The sequence below is a fragment of the Arcicella rosea genome (assembly GCF_040543805.1).
Taxonomy (GTDB): Bacteria; Bacteroidota; Bacteroidia; order Cytophagales; family Spirosomataceae; genus Arcicella; species Arcicella rosea.
In genome coordinates, this window is the sequence record NZ_JBEUMS010000011.1 from 205217 (window position 1) to 222973 (window position 17757).

Annotated in this window: 14 protein-coding genes; 8 read left to right on the plus strand and 6 right to left on the minus strand. The window is 35.0% G+C overall.

Annotation, left to right across the window (positions count from 1 at the left end; translation table 11 throughout):
* The first annotated feature begins 127 nt into the window (after positions 1 to 127).
* Positions 128 to 2557, plus strand: coding sequence for an alpha-L-rhamnosidase-related protein (locus tag ABID42_RS15400; RefSeq protein WP_367284417.1), 2430 nt, complete (start codon positions 128 to 130; stop codon positions 2555 to 2557).
* 52 nt (positions 2558 to 2609) lie between these two features.
* On the opposite strand, the gene ABID42_RS15405 is transcribed toward ABID42_RS15400, so the two are convergent.
* Positions 2610 to 3248, minus strand: a complete 639-nt coding sequence (locus ABID42_RS15405; protein WP_367284418.1) for a nitroreductase family protein — start codon at positions 3246 to 3248, stop codon at positions 2610 to 2612.
* 134 nt (positions 3249 to 3382) lie between these two features.
* Positions 3383 to 4078 carry an XRE family transcriptional regulator gene (locus ABID42_RS15410; protein WP_323254909.1) on the minus strand — a complete coding sequence of 232 codons (696 nt, stop codon included), beginning with the start codon at positions 4076 to 4078 and terminating at the stop codon, positions 3383 to 3385.
* Positions 4079 to 4342: 264 nt separating this feature from the next.
* On the opposite strand from ABID42_RS15410, the gene ABID42_RS15415 reads away from it, so the two are divergent.
* Together ABID42_RS15415 and ABID42_RS15420 are read left to right on the plus strand one after the other, a co-directional pair.
* On the plus strand, positions 4343 to 4516 hold the full coding sequence (locus ABID42_RS15415) for a hypothetical protein (protein WP_184132796.1): 174 nt from the start codon (positions 4343 to 4345) through the stop codon (positions 4514 to 4516).
* 112 nt (positions 4517 to 4628) lie between these two features.
* Entirely contained in the window at positions 4629 to 5516 is an 888-nt protein-coding gene (locus ABID42_RS15420; RefSeq protein ID WP_367284419.1) for a glycerophosphodiester phosphodiesterase family protein, read from the plus strand.
* A 72-nt stretch (positions 5517 to 5588) separates the two neighbouring features.
* On the opposite strand, the gene ABID42_RS15425 is transcribed toward ABID42_RS15420, so the two are convergent.
* Entirely contained in the window at positions 5589 to 6095 is a 507-nt protein-coding gene (locus tag ABID42_RS15425; protein ID WP_367284420.1) for a hypothetical protein, read from the minus strand.
* 123 nt (positions 6096 to 6218) lie between these two features.
* Here ABID42_RS15425 and ABID42_RS15430 point away from each other — a divergent pair, with 123 nt between their 5' ends.
* The 4 genes from ABID42_RS15430 (at position 6219) to bioA (ending at position 12062) form a co-directional block, all read left to right on the plus strand.
* Positions 6219 to 8564, plus strand: coding sequence for a M1 family metallopeptidase (locus ABID42_RS15430; RefSeq protein ID WP_367284421.1), 2346 nt, complete (start codon positions 6219 to 6221; stop codon positions 8562 to 8564).
* A 346-nt stretch (positions 8565 to 8910) separates the two neighbouring features.
* On the plus strand, positions 8911 to 10092 hold the full coding sequence (locus tag ABID42_RS15435) for an aminotransferase class I/II-fold pyridoxal phosphate-dependent enzyme (RefSeq protein WP_367284422.1): 1182 nt from the start codon (positions 8911 to 8913) through the stop codon (positions 10090 to 10092).
* A gap of 16 nt (positions 10093 to 10108) precedes the next feature.
* Entirely contained in the window at positions 10109 to 10732 is a 624-nt protein-coding gene (gene bioD, locus ABID42_RS15440; RefSeq protein ID WP_367284423.1) for a dethiobiotin synthase, read from the plus strand.
* The gene (gene bioA / locus ABID42_RS15445) at positions 10698 to 12062 is read left to right on the plus strand and encodes an adenosylmethionine--8-amino-7-oxononanoate transaminase (protein WP_367284424.1); all 1365 of its coding nucleotides are present in this window, start codon (positions 10698 to 10700) and stop codon (positions 12060 to 12062) included. Before bioD ends, bioA begins: the two co-directional genes overlap by 35 nt.
* 27 nt (positions 12063 to 12089) lie before the next feature.
* On the opposite strand, the gene ABID42_RS15450 is transcribed toward bioA, so the two are convergent.
* Positions 12090 to 12908, minus strand: a complete 819-nt coding sequence (locus ABID42_RS15450) for an RpnC/YadD family protein (protein WP_367284425.1) — start codon at positions 12906 to 12908, stop codon at positions 12090 to 12092.
* A gap of 171 nt (positions 12909 to 13079) precedes the next feature.
* On the opposite strand from ABID42_RS15450, the gene ABID42_RS15455 reads away from it, so the two are divergent.
* Positions 13080 to 14834, plus strand: a complete 1755-nt coding sequence (locus tag ABID42_RS15455; protein WP_367284426.1) for a family 43 glycosylhydrolase — start codon at positions 13080 to 13082, stop codon at positions 14832 to 14834.
* A 76-nt stretch (positions 14835 to 14910) separates the two neighbouring features.
* On the opposite strand, the gene ABID42_RS15460 is transcribed toward ABID42_RS15455, so the two are convergent.
* Entirely contained in the window at positions 14911 to 15654 is a 744-nt protein-coding gene (locus tag ABID42_RS15460) for a hypothetical protein (RefSeq protein WP_367284427.1), read from the minus strand.
* A gap of 507 nt (positions 15655 to 16161) precedes the next feature.
* A complete protein-coding gene (locus ABID42_RS15465) occupies positions 16162 to 17334 on the minus strand; it encodes a DUF4062 domain-containing protein (RefSeq protein ID WP_367284428.1) in 1173 nt (390 codons plus the stop codon).
* Between the last annotated feature and the right edge of the window lie 423 nt (positions 17335 to 17757).

A 17757-nucleotide genomic window follows, 5' to 3' on the forward strand; every position in this document is an offset into this window, starting at 1 on the left:
TTCCTTGTATTTTTTTCCTTATTTTGTCCACAAATTTTCTATTATTTACACTAAAAAATACCCTGAATTATCTGTCATTCAAGGATAAATAATAGTTTTTAAAATCCATTTTTATAAAAAACAATCTATGAAATCTTTCAAAAAACCATTGCAGACGCTTGGTTATGCCTTTTTAGGAATTCTTTTGAGTAACTGTACTCAAAAAACTGTTTCCAATCTAAGTTTAGAAAAATCTCTTTCAAACGTTGAAAGTATCAAAGGAAGAGAAGAGTATTTGAATTCTCCTTACGTGACGGCGGGTGACAGACTTTATGTTATTGGACATCAAAACGGACAATTCCCAGATTTAGGTTGGCACGTTACGGGCGAAATGGGTGGCATTTGGAATCATCCGATAAAATTAATGGATGGTTTTACTGGCACAATTTCCGAGAATGGAAATACTGTTTGTTTGTCGCAAGCCGATGAGTTTGTGAATTTCCCTTTTGCGAACAAACTTACTTATCAATCACCAATGAAAGGTTTGTCGGTCGAACGTTTTCAGTTTGTGCCAGACGGACAAGAAGCTGCCGTTATTGAATATACTTTTCATAATACCGAAGCAATCAGTAAAACTTTCACTTTTACTTTTGAAGGCTACACAGATTTACGTCCGACTTGGTTAGGAGAAAGAACCAACATGATTGACGGAAAGGACGAAGCTACTTGGGACGAAAGTACTAAAACTTGGGTCGCCAAAGATGCCCTTAACGATTGGTTTGTAATGTTTGGTGGAGCGAATGCTGAAAAAGTAAATTCAAACGAAAAAGCTAATTGTAATTATACTCCACAAGGAAAAGGTTGTCGGACAGCACTAAAATTTACTTTTACCATTCCGGCAAACAGTTCCCAAACATTACCTATCACGATTGCAGGTTCGTATCAATCATCGCAAAAAATGAAAGATACTTATCGTTTTGTGCAAGCCAATGCCAGTAAATTATTGGCAGAAAAACAGGCTCGTTATGAAAGTATTGAGCAAAAAACTCGTCTGACGATTCCCGATAAAAAACTTGAACAAGCTTTTCGTTGGGTGAAGTACGATACAGATTGGTTAATTCGTGATGTACCCGAAATTGGTCGTGGAATTTCGGCAGGTTTGCCCGATTATCCGTGGTGGTTTGGTGTGGATAGCGAGTACGCTTTGCAAGGTTTAATCGCCACAGGTAGAAAAGACATTGTGTATAGTTCGATAGATTTGATTCATCAGCTTTCTACAAAAACCAGTGGAAATGGAAAAATTCTTCACGAAGTTTCGACCAACGGAGCTGTTTTTAATGATGGGAACGTCAATGAAACGCCACAATTTGCTTCGCTGATTTATAAAGTATATCAATGGACAGGCGAAAAAGAATTTTTAGCCAAATACTTCCCAACGATAAAAAAAGGTTTGAATTGGTTGATGACCCAAAATGATGCGAATGGAAATTTATTTCCTGACGGTTTTGGCATGATGGAAATTCACGGCATGAATTCTGAAATGATTGATGTGGCAGTTTATACTCAAAAAGCTTTTGCCGATGCCGCTGAAATGGCAAAAGTAATGGGCGAAAATACTTTGGCGAAAGAGTACGCTGAAAAAGCCTTGTTGATTCGTCAGAAAATTAATAAAGATTTTTGGGTCGCAGATGCCAATTCTTTTGCCGACTTTATCGGAACAAGAGAACAAGCCTTGCATTTGGTGGACGATGCCATCATCAGAGCCGATACTTTGAAGAAACCTTGGGCAGTAGAAGAATTGAAGGCAACCAAAAATAAAATTGAAGCCTTACCTGCTGGTACTTCACAAGGCTTTGTTTTGCACCACAATTGGGTAGTGAATACGCCTATGGAAATGGGTATTGCTGATGCCGACAAAGCGATTACCGCTTTAAATACAGCCAGTAAATTTGTAAGTCCATTCGGTATTTTTGTGACAGGAATCGACCGTGATGAAACTGCTGGGAAAGACGAAATGCCTACTTCGCTCAATCGTAAAATCTTTACTTATACAGGTGCAGTAATGACCTTGCCGACTGGAGTTTTGGCGATTTCAGAAAATAATTATGGTCGCCCAGATGCAGCTTTGGGCTATTTAAATCGTATGACTAAATCTTTCAGTTTTGCTTTGCCCGGTTCTATCTATGAAGTATCGCCCGATTATGGTATGGTAGCTCAGGCTTGGAATTTATACAGTTATGGCGTACCGATTGTACAGCAATTCTTTGGCATTCAACCCAATGCGGCAGAGAAAACGTTTGTTGTTCAGCCACAAATGCCCATTACTTGGGATAAAGCAAGCTTAGAAAACGTGAGCGTTGGCGATAATGAGATTTCAATTCATTACGAAAAGCCGAGAAAATCTTTAAACTTAAAAATCGAACAGAAAAATACTGATTGGAAAATTGTGATTGCACTCCCGAAAGGAAAATTTCAGCAATTCTTAGTGAATGGAGAAAAAGTAAAAACTACCAGTGATAGTAAGTTTGATTATGTTGAAAGTACCAACAAAAGTATTACGCTAAAGGCGACTGAATAATTAAAAATCGCATTGTCTTTGAGCAATCAAGGACAATGCGATTTCAACAAAATTATAAATTAATATAAAAGTCTTCGGCACTTCTTCTTACTTTTTTAGCTGATGCTAAATGGTCTTTCTCCGCATCACGGTAGCCCAATGTTAGGAAAGAAACACTTCTCAAGCCTTTTTCTTTTAAGCCTAATAATTCATCTACTCCCGCTGGATTGAAACCTTCCATCGGTGTAGCATCAACACCTTCGTTTGCTGCGGCAATCAAACCTGTTCCTAAGGCGATATAAGCCTGACGAGCCGCCCAGTTATAATTATCTTCTTGGCTCCGTTTTAATAAACCTTCAAGGCTTCCTCTAAAACCTGCTAAAGATTCAAGACTCACTCCTCTTTCTTCCGCAATTTGATTCAAATAAGCATCAATTTTTTCTTGGGTAACATTTTCCCAAGCCGCAAAAATCAATAAATGTGAAGATTCTACAATCTGAGGTTGATTGTAAGCTACTGGTTGAATTTTACTTTTCAATGCTAGATTATCAATCACAATCACATTGAAAGGTTGTAATCCTAATGATGAAGCCGACAAACGAATGGCTTCTAGGATATTGTTGATTTTATCTTGTGGAACAACTTCGCCAGTCATTCTTTTGGTAGCATAACGCCAGTTTAAAGTCTCAATTAGGTTCATAATATTTTTCATTTTTAAATATTAATGTATATACATTTAATGTCAATACATTTCAAGAGAAAGATAAGTTCACCGACTAAGTACTTTTTTAATAAAAAAAGCAGACTCCTTGAAGTCTGCTTAGATTAATCGCTATTTTATTTACTTTATAAAGGATATTTTGAAGAATAATATCCCACAAATTTCCAGAGTTCTTGAATATCATCTCCTAAAACTGGATAAGGTGCATAATGTTCATTGGTTGATTTCAGCACCAACACATTCATCTCAGCTAAATAATTAAAAACTTTTTTAAGGACAATTCCTTCACTTCTAGTAACTACCACGCAAACCGTTCCATCTTTCACGGCTTTCCAATTTTCTACATATTCTGCAAAAACCAACGAACCTTCTCTTAAAGGCAACATAGAATCTCCTTGAATCGGAAAAACCCTATACTTTTTATCTTTCGCTAAAAAAGGCACATTAAAAACTGGCAAATTACTGATGTACTCCAAATCGCCATAACCATTTACATAACCAGCCACGGCTTTGATAGGCACATATTCTATATTGTCTTCATTATCAACGCTAACCGTAGTAGTTAAAATTCTTAGGCGTTCTTCTTGTTTGGGTTCAGGTCTTTTTACTGAAAGGTCTGTCTTTAGTAGTTCATCAGTACTTACATTAAAATATTCCGACAATTTTACTAAATCGGTGTAGCGAGGTTCAGCTCTTCCGCTTTCATAAGAACCCAAAGTTGACTTTTTAATCATTAATTCATCAGCCATTTTCTCCTGTGAAACCTTACCTTCAAGGCTTTTGCGTAAAAATTGTAGATTTTGACTAAAAAAAGTATCCATAAATTTGGTTTTTAATTTTTATTTTGAGTAAATTTATTCATCAAATCAAAACGAATATGTTTTGTAAAAATATAAAATTTAGTCAAATATTCAAAACGAATACTTTTTTTAATCGTAAAATGTTTATTTGATAAGTTTTCAGAAGAAATCTTAGCGGAAAAGGAATTGAAGGGATATTTAGATTTCGTAGAATAATAAAAGATTTTAACAGTAATTATTTTAATCAATCCATAAACTTCTTGCAAAAGAACAGATTCCAAGGTCATGAAAACGAAAACAAAACTTTTTACTTCTTACGATTTAATCAAAGCAATAGAAAGAGCAGCCAACTTTATTGATGCAGGCAATCATCAAGTTGTTTTAGATAAATCAGAAGTATTGCCCGACAAAAAAGGTTATAGAGTAACGATTAAATATCATTCCTTTGCTCGTAACTAATTTCTTCGATTGTGTTTTAATACAATCATAACTTGCATTTGAATAATCAGGATATAAAGTAAATTACTTTTGTTTTCTTAAAACATCAATAATTTACCTTTTCAACAGACTGATGAAAAAATACATTTTAACGATATGTTGTGTACTTGCTTACACACAAATGTTTGCTCAAAGTTTCGACCTTGAAGGACATCGTGGTGCAAGAGGTTTAATGCCCGAAAATACCATTCCAGCTTTCAAAAAAGCTTTGGATTTGGGTGTTACTACTTTAGAAATGGACGTTTGTATTTCTAAAGATAAAAAGGTTGTGGTTTCGCACGAACCTTATATGAATGCTTTGTACGCTACCAAACCTAACGGCACGGAAGTAACAAAAGCCGAAGAAGCAAGCTTGAATTTGTATCAAATGACTTACCGCCAAATCAAGCAGTTTGATACGGGGAAACGTGGGAATGTCTTATTTCCTGAACAAGAAAAAGTAGCAACGCACAAACCTTTATTATCGGAAACGATTAAAGCCTGCGAAGCTTATATCAAAGAAAAAGGCTTAAAAGCCGTTCAATATAATATTGAAATTAAATCAGAAGAAAAAGAGTATGGAATTTCTCAACCTGAAACAGTTGAAGAATTTTCTGATTTGGTTTATCGAGAAATCATTAAATACTTACCCGCCAACAGCGTTATTTTACAAAGTTTTGATTTTAATGTGTTAAAATTTTGGCACAAACAGATTGAAACCAAACAATATAAAAACATTGCCCTTTCTGCTTTGGACGAAAAGACAAATCCAGAAAAAGCTTTTGAAGAATTAGGCTTTTTACCAAGTTTTTACAGTCCATATTACAAAACACTCACCAAAGAACAAGTACAATTTTGCCATGATAAAAATGTAAAAGTGGTACCTTGGACGGTCAACACTTTAGAAGACATGAAAAAAATAAAAGCTACTGGAGTTGACGGTTTAATTACCGATTATCCTAATCGTGCAAAAGATTTATAATTTAACTTCTGAACATACTTATAACAATAATAGCTCGGCATTCACCGAGCTATTATGTTTGTAAATTTGATATTAAGCTAATTGAAATGTTTCTTCTTGATTGAGCAAAACCTCCTCAGATTCTTCATTCATAAAAGATAAATCTATTTTTACATGTGGCAATAGTTCTTCTTCTAGCAATCTAGCCCATTCGTTCATATAAAGAATAACATCATTGCGAACGTTGTGTTGTAATTCATAACGCTTTTCAACAGGAATTCTAGCCAAAACTTTTTTATCAGAGAGACGTTCTAGGTTTTGTAAATCCGTCGTAGTTAAACCATAATTCAATAAATCGGCGATAAGTAAATCCATAGGCAAACCACTTGTTGGGCAAAACTCCTCCACTTGTTCACGCCAATCGCCACGCCCTTGCATAGCAAATTGATGGATTTCGGCTTTAGTCAATTGTGTAAGTTCTTGGGCTAAATTACCACAATTACAACTGCCCATGTGTCCCCATTGATAAGCTGCACCCTTCGCCAACTTCTCAGCCGTTCTACGAAGAGCATTGATTAATGCTGCATTTGCGTGTGCCATAAACAAAATTTTTAAAGTGATTGAAGCTAATTTTGATTGATAACTTAACGTCAAAGAGATTTGTTTCATTAAATTTAATTAAATTCGTACAGTAAATCTATTCACTTCAATCTAAAAATCAACATGAGAGGTAGCTTAAAGCTCATTACTGGTTTGTTGGTTGCTACTTGTTCCCAAATAGCAACGGCTCAGCAAGCACCCACCACCAATCCTTACAATGGCAACAAACGTTTTGAACAGTTAGAAACAATTTTGCCGACTCCAAACACTTATCGTACTGCTTCGGGTAGCCCCGGAAAAGAATATTGGCAACAACGTGCTGATTATGACATCAAAGCAGAATTGGATGATGTTGAACGCAAAATCACAGGTACTGAAACCATTACGTATTTCAACCAATCGCCTGATGAATTACCTTATTTATGGTTACAATTAGACCAAAATTTATTTCAGAAAGATGCCATTGGTGCTACTTCTAAAACTGGTGGCATTTCAGGTCAAGCTTCTTTTCAGCAATTCAAAGATTTAACTGATACCAAACAGTACGGTTACAATATTTTATCGGTGAAAGATGCCAAAGGAAACCCTTTGAAGCATACAATTAACCATACAATGATGAGAATTGATTTACCTGCCCCTTTAAAATCAGGTGCTTCGGTTTCGTTCTCTATCGACTGGAATTATTTAATCACAGAATACTACGGTCGTTCAGGCTATGAGTTCTTTGCTAAAGATGGTAATGTAAATTACTTCATCGCTCACTGGTTTCCACGCATGGCGGTTTACAACGACGTTTACGGCTGGCAACACAAACAGTTTTTAGGTCAAGGTGAATTTACCCTTACTTTCGGAAACTATAAAGTGGCTTTAACTGTACCAAACGACCACGTAGTTGGTGCATCGGGTGAATTACAAAACCCATCACAAGTACTTTCTGCTGAACAATTAAAACGTTTAGAAAAAGCAAAAACTGCTACTCGTCCAGTGTTAATTGTTTCTCAAGAAGAAGCTGAAAAGGCTGAAAAAGGCAAACCAACAGGCAAGAAAACTTGGATTTTCAAAGCTGACAATGTGCGTGACTTTGCTTTTGCAAGTTCTCGTAAATTTATTTGGGATGCCATGCAAGTAGATGTTGAAGGCAAAAAAGTTTGGGCGATGTCTTTATATCCAAAAGAAGGAAATCCACTTTGGGGACAATACTCTACGATGGTGGTTGCTCATACACTTCGTTCGTATTCAAAACATACAGTAGCGTATCCTTATCCTGTAGCTTATTCTTGTCATTCTACTTCGGGTGGCGGTATGGAGTATCCAATGATTTCATTCAACGGTGGTCGTCCAGAAGCTGATGGTACTTATTCTGAACAAGTAAAAGCGGGTATGATTGGTGTAATTATTCACGAAGTGGGTCATAACTTCTTCCCGATGATTATTAACTCAGACGAACGTCAATGGTCGTGGATGGACGAAGGTTTGAATACTTTCTGTCAATATTTAGCCGAACAAGAATGGGACAGAAATTTCCCTTCTCGTCGTGGCGAAGCGCAGTACATTGTTCCTTACATGAAAACTGACCCAACGCAACAAGTACCAATCATGACAAATTCAGAAAATATCATGGCTTTTGGACCGAATGCTTATGCAAAACCAGCAACAGCGTTGAATATTCTTCGTGAAACCGTTATGGGTCGTGACTTATTTGACCATGCTTTCAAAGAGTACGCTCGTCGTTGGGCTTTCAAACAACCTTATCCTGCTGATTTCTTCCGTACGATGGAAGATGCTTCAGGTGTTGATTTAGATTGGTTCTGGAAAGGTTGGTTCTACGGTGTTGAACCAGTAAACCAAACACTTGAAACAGTGGAATGGTTTGGAATTGATAATGTTGATCCTTTGGCTAAAAATGAAGCAGCGAAAAAAGATGCAGAAGCAAAACGCCAAACGATGAGTAACATTCGTAACAAAACGGATATTCCTAAAACGGTTGTTGAAGAAAATCCTGACATGAGAGATTTCTATAATTCTTATGACCGTTATGCTACTTCTGAAGCTGACAAAAAGAAATTTGAACAAACAATGGCATCGCTTTCAGATGATGAAAAGAAATTGGTAAATTCAAACAAAAACTTCTATGTATTGAATGTTAAAAACAAAGGAGGTTTGCCAATGCCAGTAATTGTAAAAGCAAATTATGAAGACGGAACTGAAGAAGTATTTAGATACCCTGCTGAAATCTGGCGTTTGAATGACAAGGAAATTAAGAAAGTAATTCCTACAGATAAAAAAGTAGCGAAATGGACATTAGACCCATTCTTGGAAATTGCTGACATCGAAACAGAAGACAATGTTTTCCCAAGAGAGCCAGAACAACCAAGTCGTTTCCAAGTATTCAAAGCCCAACGCCAAGTTGCACCAAACCCAATGCAGCAACAACAAAAAGCTGGAGCAGTACAAGGTGCGAAGAATTAATTTCAAGATTTTTTTTCTGATTTTTTTCTAAAAACGTTAAAAATACTTAAAAGTTTGACTTGATATACTTCAACACTCAAACGAGTAAAAAATCAAAAAGCCATGATAAATTCAATTATCATGGCTTTTTTTGTTGTTATCCTTTATTTTTTCAAAACCTTAGACAAAAAAGTTGCCCAGACGGAAACCATCTGGGCAATCTTAGTAAATAGTTCTACACCTATTAACTGCGAAGTTAGATAAAAAAGTGGTATGATGTCAAGTGTTTTCTTAAAAATTCTTAAAAAAATTTCAAAATTATATCAAACCTCAAAAGAATGAAGGCTTAAAGCTTTTGTAACTATCTTTGCAGAAACAAACAAATCGCTTAGTGAATACTTTAGCAACACGTATCGAAAGCATTCTTGAAGAAAGAAAAGCCCAATCTCTTTTTCGCTCACTTCGTACTACAGAAAATTTAATCGATTTTTGTTCGAATGATTACTTGGGTTTTGCCCAATCTGAAAAACTCAAAACTGCCATTCATCAGCAAACTATGGATGGAAATTTTCCAACAGGTGCTACTGGTTCAAGGTTATTGGCGGGAAATACTGCATTTGTGGAACATTTAGAAAATCAAATTGCCCATTTCCACAAAGCAACAGCAGGATTAATTTTCAATTCAGGTTATGATGCTAACGTTGGCTTACTCTCGTCGATTCCACAAAAAAATGATGTATTGATTACCGACGAGCTGATTCACGCCAGCATGATTGATGGCGCAAGATTAAGCTACGCTACTCGTTATAAATTCAAACATAATGATGTTGAAGATTTAGCTAAAAAGTTGACAAAAATTGAAGAAGATAAATCAAGTAATCCTGCTTTAAAAAACATTCAAGTATTTGTAGCGATTGAATCGGTTTATTCGATGGATGGCGACCTCGCTCCTCTTGTAGAAATCAGTAATCTTTGTTCACAATTTGGTGCCAATTTGATTGTCGATGAAGCACATGCTACAGGCGTTTTCGGGAAACATGGCGAAGGCTTAGTCAATGAATTGAATTTGGAAAATAAAGTTTTTGCCAGAGTAATTACTTTTGGTAAAGCCTTGGGCTGTCACGGAGCAATTGTTTTAGGAAGTAATTCTTTGAGAAATTATCTAATCAATTTTGCTAGGGCTTTTATTTATACCACTGCCGCACCAATTCATAGTCATATCAGTGTAAAATGTGCTTATGATTTGATGCAATCCAATAATTTTTCTAATCAAAACTTACATCATCTAATTCAATTTTTTCAAAAACAAGCAAGCCTAAATCCAGCAATTGATTTAATCGAAAGTACTTCTGCTATTCAATGTATTCTAATTCCTGGAAACGAAAACTGTAGAGCCGTGGCGAGTACTTTACAAGCAAAAGGTTTAGACATCCGTCCAATCGTTTCGCCAACTGTGCCAAAAGGCAAAGAACGTTTAAGAATTTGTCTGCATGATTTTAATACAGAAGCAGAAATTTTACAGATTTTCGAAGTATTGAACAAATTATAAATTGAAGTATTTATTCATGAAACAACAATATATCATAGCAGGAATCGGGACCGAAATCGGTAAAACTTTTATTTCAAGTATTTTAACCGAAAGTCTCGAAGCCGATTATTGGAAACCCATTCAATCTGGTGCTTTAGATTTCACCGATACCAATACAGTCCAACATTTAATTACTAATTCAAAAACGGTTTTTCATCCAGAAGCATATCGTTTAAACGAACCACTTTCTCCACATGCAGCAGCGGCGATAGATGGCGTTGAAATTGAATTATCTAAATTTGAATTACCAGTTACAAACAACAACTTAATTGTAGAATTAGCAGGTGGTTTGATGGTTCCTTTAAATGAAAAATCAACCAATCTTGATTTGATTAAGCAATTAGCACTTCCCGTTATTTTAGTTTCAAAAAATTATCTAGGAAGCATCAATCACACTTTGCTTTCAATAGCAATACTAAAAAGTAACAATATCGACATCAAAGGAATTATTTTTAATGGTGAAAGTAATCCATCTTCTGAGGAGTATATCTTGAATTATACGCAAGTAAAATTGCTAGGAAAAGTAGCTCAAGAATCAAACATTGCTCAAGAAACCGTAAAAAAATATGCAGAACACTTCAGAAAAACACTTCGTAATTGATGCACATCTGGAATATCCAGTTGAAAACATACAAAATCCCGTTATCAGTAATTTGAGTGAAAGAGATGCTAAAGTACTTTGGCATCCTTTTACCCAACATCAAACTGCTCCTTTTTCCATTCCAATTGTGCGTGCTGAAGGCGTTTATCTCTTTGATGAAAATGGCAAAAAGTACATTGATGCCATTGCTTCTTGGTGGGTGAATTTACACGGACATTCGCATCCTTACATTGCCCAAAAAGTCGCTGAACAATTTCTGAAATTAGAACAAGTAATTTTTGCAGGATTTACGCATGAACCCGCTGTGCGTTTAGCTGAACGACTGTTAGAACTTTTACCAGATAATCAACAAAGAATTTTTTATTCTGATAATGGTTCTACTTCGGTAGAAGTGGCGATGAAAATGGCTTTTCAGTATTTTCATAATCAAGGAATTACTAAGAAAACAAAAATCATTGCGCTTGAAAATGGTTATCATGGCGATACTTTCGGAACGATGGCAGTTGGAGCAAAAAGTGCTTTTACTGCTCCTTTCGACCCTTTTCTATTTGAAGTAATTTATTTACCAATTCCTCTGAAAGGTCAAGAAACAGAAGTATTGGAAACGATGAAAGCACTGATGAATCAGGCTGATGAAATTGCTGCTTTTATCTTCGAACCATTGATTCAAGGTGCGGGTGGAATGGTCATGTACGAACCTGAAATTCTGGAAAAATTATTAACGATAGCGAAAGAAAATGGAATTTTGACAATTGCCGACGAAATTATGACAGGTTTTTATCGCACAGGTAAAATGTTTGCGACCGATTACTTAACGGTAAAACCAGATATTTTTTGTCTTTCAAAAGGATTAACTGGCGGCGCAATGGCTTTGGGCGTTACTTCTTGTACGCAAGCGATTTATGATGCGTTTCTTTCGGATGATAGACGAAAAACACTTTTTCATAGTCATTCATTTACTGCCAATCCATTGGCTTGTACGGCTGGTTTGGCAAGTTTAGATTTGTTATTGAGCGATGAAACACAAGCACAAATTCAACAAATCAATACTTTGCATAGCGGTTTTAGTCAGAAACTATCCACATCCTACCAACATAAAATTGAAGATATTAGACTGAAAGGTACGATTTTGGCGATTGAAATTAAAGTAGCAGAAGGCACTTCATACTTTAGCAATATGCGAGACATTGCCTACAATTTCTTTCTGGAAAAGGGAATTTTGATGCGACCGCTCGGAAATGTAATTTACTTACTAACGCCTTACTGCATCAGCGAAGAAGATTTAAGCTATGTATATGCTTGTATAGAAGAGTTTTTAGAAGCTATTTAAAAGATAAGTCATAAGTACTTTCGTAACTTATGACTTATTTTTTTGTTTTTCTTGAATATTCTTCACAAAATCAATTGAGACATTGGCGATGTTAGCAATTTTCTCAACATCAAAATCGGTTTGTGTTAATAAGTTTCCTACAACAATCACTTGCTCTTCTTGTTTGCCTCTGATGTAAAGATAATCATTCTCTGCATCAATGTATTTTGCCATGTTATGTATCATATCGTCAAATTTTAGAGTTAATTTACGAAGTTTCGATAAAACTCGCAACTGTCTTAGATATTTCTGGAACGTTAATTGATTGGAAGTCGTTTCTTCAAGGCGTGAAATAATTTGACTGAGTGCATTTTCTATCTTCTCTTCTCCAAAATCACTAAGAATTGATAAAATTATCTCTTCCGGATTATCTGACATCAAGAATCTCAAGTAGTTAAATTGCCCAATATTAATTAGCTGAAACTGGAAATAATTGGCATCTTCTGACAACACATTCTTCATTTTCGGCTCTTTATTTCCCATGAATATTACAAACTGGCGTACTGGTAGATGATATTTTGATTTGAGTAAAATCCAATAATCAGCCATTCTGTAAATCATTTTAGGGTAATCATCCACTTGAAACTCTAAATGTAAAATAAATTTCTCACCATTCGGAGCCGTAATTATTCTTAGTGCATCTGCTTCTTTCTCTTTTGTTTGCTGAATTTTTTCTTTGATAACAGTTGCATCTTTTACTTTAAAACCTAATATGTTGTTCATTAAAGCTGGAATAATACTGTCAATATTTTCTTTTACTATTTTATCGTATTGATTCCCTTCTTGTTTGGCGTTTTTCTTTTCCATGTTTTCTAGGTCGAATGAATATAGGTAAGTTAATCTATTATTGTTTTGTGAAATTTACAAAAATACTCAGAACAAACAAGGATAATCCCCCGCTTTCTATTCCTTAATTTATTGAAAAATAAAGAAGTTTTTTCTTCTTTATTTTGCTTCCAAATTCAATCAAAAACATATATGAAAAAGATTTTACTTGTACTGGTTTCTTGTACGTTTTACTTTTCAATTCTTGCCCAAAACCCTAATCAAAAAACATATTGCAATCCCGTCGATATTGGTTATCGTTACAATTTTGAGCAATTAAATGAAAAGATTTCCTATCGTTCGGGTGCAGATCCTGTTATTATCAATCACAAAAATGAATATTACCTTTTTGTCACTATTTCGGGCGGTTATTGGCATTCAAAGGATTTGATTAATTGGGATTATATCAAGCCAAGTATGTGGCCGATGGAAGATATGTGTGCCCCAGCCGCTCTGTCGGTTCGAGATACTTTGTACTTGTTTCAATCTACTTTTGAACAACGTCCGATTTTATTCAGCACCGAACCCGAAAAAGGTAAATTACAATTCTATAACCGTTGGTTGCCTCGTTTGCCTCAGTACATTGGTCCTTGGGATCCTGCTTTGTTTTATGATGAAGAATTAGATAAATGGTATATGTATTGGGGTTCATCGAATGTGTATCCCATTTTTGGAGCGGAATTAGATAAAAAACGAAACCTTACTTATGCTTCTACTTACAAAGGTTTAATTTACCTCGACCCTAAAAATCATGGTTGGGAACGTTTCGGTCGTGACCACCGAGATACCATCAAACCTTTTACCGAAGGTGCTTGGATGACCAAACACAAGGGTAAGTATTTCCTTCAATATGGTGCTCCCGGCACAGAGTATAATGTTTATGCCAACGGTACTTATATTGGCGATAATCCCCTCGGACCTTTTACTTATGCTCCTTATAATCCGATTTCTTATAAACCTGGGGGATTCCTGACGGGGGCTGGTCATGGTAATACTTTTCAAGATAATTATGGGAATTACTGGAATACTGGTACGCCTTGGATTGCTGTCAACTGGAATTTTGAAAGAAGAGTAGCTATGTTTCCTACTGGTTTCGATACCGACAATCAGATGTTTGCCAATACTCGTTTTGGTGATTTTCCACATTTCTTGCCTACTAAAAAATGGACTCAAAAAGACGAATTATTTACGGGTTGGATGTTACTTTCTTATAAAAAACCTTGCACGGCTTCCTCTGTACGAGATACTTTAGTGGCGAATAAAGTCACCGACGAAAATCCTCGCTCTTTCTGGGTCGCCAATACCAACAAAGCAGGCGAATGGCTAACGGTTGATTTACAAAGTGTACAGGACGTAAAAGCTTTACAAGTAAATTTTACCGATTACAAATCTGATATTTTTGATAGTAACGAAGAACGTGTATTTGCTCAATTCAAGTTTTATGCTTCAAATGACAATAAAAATTGGCAATTGATTTACGATAATAGCAATGAACCTAAACGTGACCGCCCCAATGCTTATGTAGAATTGCCTCAAGCGATAAAAGCTCGCTATATCAAGTATGAAAATATTCATGTACCAATGCCAAATTTGGCAGTAAGTGATATTCGTATTTTTGGAAATGGAACAGGCAAAGCTCCACAAACGCCGAAGCAATTAAGTGTAAAACGTCAAGTGGATACTCGCAATGCTGATATTACTTGGGAAAAATCTTCTAATGCTATTGGCTATAATATTTTGTGGGGAATTGCTCCAGATAAATTATACCAAACGTATCAGATTTGGGCTGATGCTCCCAGTAGTTTAGAGTTAAGAGCGTTGACGGTCGGACAAAAGTATTTCTGTGCTATCGAAGCATTCAATGAAAATGGCGTTTCTGTACTGAGTGAAGTAAAAGAAATAAAATAGTAGCACGGCTTTCCAAGCCGTGTATTAAATAAATTCCCACGCTTGTTGCTCGTGCGACACGAGCAACGGCAAAGATTTACTTTTTCACTTTTGCATAATACTTTTCTGCTATTTCAAGAAGCTCTGATTCGCTTTTTGCTCCTGTTACTACCTGTTCCATCTCTACTGAGAAAGCTACAAGTTCAGCCATAGCTGTACCACTATCTGGCGACCAAATTTGTCCTGCCCTTGTTCCAAACCCATTTTGGAAAGTTGAAAAAATATATGTTTCTCCATCAAAACCATGTCTTCCTACAAGCATTGCTTCCTCGCCATTTATTATTCGATATTCGACTTTAGGATATTTAGTCTCGTTGATTACTCTAAAGAAGATTTCTCCTAAAAGTATCGCTAACTTCTTATCAATCTCTTTTTTAGATTCAATTCTTTCTACTTTAGCATTTTTGTTTTGCTTAATAGTTTCTAATTGTCTGGTAAAGGTTCTTGTCGAAAGCACGTAAGTATCTTTTACCTTATCAACACTTATTACTTTTTCTGGGGAAAATGAAGCTAAAACAAATACCCTTGCTAAAGGATGATCATCATATCCATCCAATAAATGTACTCGTTTCAGAGAATAAGACTCGTTTTGAAAATTATAAGAAGTTAAATAACCATTTACAGGCTCTAAATGTTCTTGTGCTTTTGCTACTTGACTAATTATCATAAATAGGCTTAAAAAGTAGCGTAAATTTCTGTTGCAGGACATAGTTATAAAGTTTTTTTTAGTGTATTTTAAGTAATCCCTACCTAATTCAAGCCTATGGCTTAAATTAGGCATCTCCGACTTTTTAAAATTCAGTTTCAAAAGAATTTATTGTATCTAAGTACAAGTGACGCTTTGCTTAACACTTGAACTAACGAGGAATCTAATAAAGTTAATCCCGAAGGGATGTTAGGATGATAGCCAAGGAAATTGTAAAAGACCAAAACCCCGAAGGGGTGATACAATAGCTCTTTATAACCTTTATTCACATCAAATATATCACCCTTTCAGGGTTCTGTAAACAACATTTCAATCATTGCTATAATCCTGACATCCCTTCGGGATTTAGAGAGCTTACAAAATTTGTAAAAGCTATTCAAATCATCAACAAATAGTCAGTAATAAAATCATTCAGTTGTTCGGTATCTTCATCAAATTTCAAGACAATTCTTGATGTTAATCTATCAACCCAATCCTCAATGTCAACAAAGCTTTCTGATTGATGTATTTGACTATTTGCTAAAGTTGAATCTTGCTTGTTGCTCTTGTGACACGAGCAACGGCATTAGAACTAGCGGGGATTTACTGATTTATATTTTTATGCAATTCAATTGCTATTGACTGACTAAATTCTAGTTTATTAATCAATTCCTTTAGTTTATTAGCAGCATTTTTTTTTGCATTATTCAATTCTTTAGACATTCTCGGTAAATTTTCAATACTTCCCAGAAAAGCAGTCATACTTTTAATGCCATAATCAATTTGAGGCATTAAAATCTCAAGTGCATTACTTGCTTCTTTTATTTCCTCATCATTTTTATTTCCAAAATCTGATTTATAAATATTTACTAATTTAGAATATGAATCAATACCTTGCTCAAAATTACTTTTATATATAGAAATATCTGGTTCTATTCTAATTGCAAAATCATCCATAATATTTGCAATCCGCTTATACAAATTTCTTTGTATTTTGAAACCTATAGGCTTGTTACTATTATCAATAACAAGTCTTTCTATTTCATTAGTCTTTTGGTGTATTTCAGTACCAATCCAAGTCGTTGCCTCTGAAATTCTAATAATTGCCTGCATTGAAGAATGGAAAGATACTTCAATAATCTCTTGATAATCTAGAATTCCTAACTCATCATCTTCAGTGATTTCATAATTTTTCGACTCTATATTACTTTCAACCTTTAAGGCAGCAGGTAGTTTTGAGTTACTTACCAAGATACTAATCCTTGAAGGAATATGTGTACGCAAATATTTTTCTAGCTCTTCTTTCAAATTGAAATTCCACGTAAATACATTTTTACTTTTTAAACTCTCTTTAAAAACTCGAACTTTTGAAAGTTGTTCTATATTTATATTATCTAGTGACTGTGGAGGTGATTTTTTGAAATAAAAAAGTATTTGTATGGGCTCTTCATTACTGATATATCTCTTATATGCTATCTCAAACTCCTCTTCTGTCCCAGAACCAAAAGACTCTGTCGGAGTCCCAAATCTCATCCATAATAATCCAATAAATAAATCATATTTGGGTATATCAGTATTGATAATACTTTGAATTCCATCTAAACTAATACCTGGAGCAGAGTTTTTCTCCCATTTTAACAATTCTAATACAATGTTATTAGAAAGTCCATAGGTATTGTTCAGTTCTGACACAACCTCATCAATTGCCTCTCTTTCTTCCATTAAGTCTGATGGAGAAGCAAGAAAAATCCTGTATTTACTTACTAATTCTGGCATTTTTCAAAATTTTATTACGGTCTAAACAATTTATTTCATACATAATTCACTGAATACTGCCAATTTAAGGGGATAGTAGCAGTAGATAATCTAGTTATTAAACATTTCCAATTAAAATAAAGTCATGAATGATCTATATTGCTATTTACTATTGCTAAGCAACCTACCAAAATCCCTTCAAATTCCCTATTCATTTTTAAAAACTTATTAAACGGTACTATAATTTTATCTTATGATAAATCTATAATAGTCATTGATGCTTTTCGAGTTTAATTTGAGTGCTTTACAAGATTCCTTTCCTCACTTTCAACATTATTTGAGTACTTCACTGTCTCATCCTAAAAAAGCTTGACAGTATTAGCTAACCTTTAGCACAATGTCTTTATCGAGCGAATCTTCTTTTAATACAACTTTAGTTTCTTC

Coding starts and splice junctions, on each gene's coding strand:
- ABID42_RS15455 (WP_367284426.1), top strand. CDS start 13,080: ATGAAAAAGATTTTACTTGTACTGGTTTCTTGTACGTTTTACTTTTCA.
- ABID42_RS15410 (WP_323254909.1), bottom strand. CDS start 4,078: ATGGATACTTTTTTTAGTCAAAATCTACAATTTTTACGCAAAAGCCTT.
- ABID42_RS15420 (WP_367284419.1), top strand. CDS start 4,629: ATGAAAAAATACATTTTAACGATATGTTGTGTACTTGCTTACACACAA.
- bioA (WP_367284424.1), top strand. CDS start 10,698: ATGCAGAACACTTCAGAAAAACACTTCGTAATTGATGCACATCTGGAA.
- ABID42_RS15430 (WP_367284421.1), top strand. CDS start 6,219: ATGAGAGGTAGCTTAAAGCTCATTACTGGTTTGTTGGTTGCTACTTGT.
- ABID42_RS15400 (WP_367284417.1), top strand. CDS start 128: ATGAAATCTTTCAAAAAACCATTGCAGACGCTTGGTTATGCCTTTTTA.
- ABID42_RS15405 (WP_367284418.1), bottom strand. CDS start 3,248: ATGAAAAATATTATGAACCTAATTGAGACTTTAAACTGGCGTTATGCT.
- ABID42_RS15450 (WP_367284425.1), bottom strand. CDS start 12,908: ATGGAAAAGAAAAACGCCAAACAAGAAGGGAATCAATACGATAAAATA.
- ABID42_RS15460 (WP_367284427.1), bottom strand. CDS start 15,654: ATGCCTAATTTAAGCCATAGGCTTGAATTAGGTAGGGATTACTTAAAA.
- ABID42_RS15415 (WP_184132796.1), top strand. CDS start 4,343: ATGAAAACGAAAACAAAACTTTTTACTTCTTACGATTTAATCAAAGCA.
- ABID42_RS15465 (WP_367284428.1), bottom strand. CDS start 17,334: ATGCCAGAATTAGTAAGTAAATACAGGATTTTTCTTGCTTCTCCATCA.
- bioD (WP_367284423.1), top strand. CDS start 10,109: ATGAAACAACAATATATCATAGCAGGAATCGGGACCGAAATCGGTAAA.
- ABID42_RS15425 (WP_367284420.1), bottom strand. CDS start 6,095: ATGGCACACGCAAATGCAGCATTAATCAATGCTCTTCGTAGAACGGCT.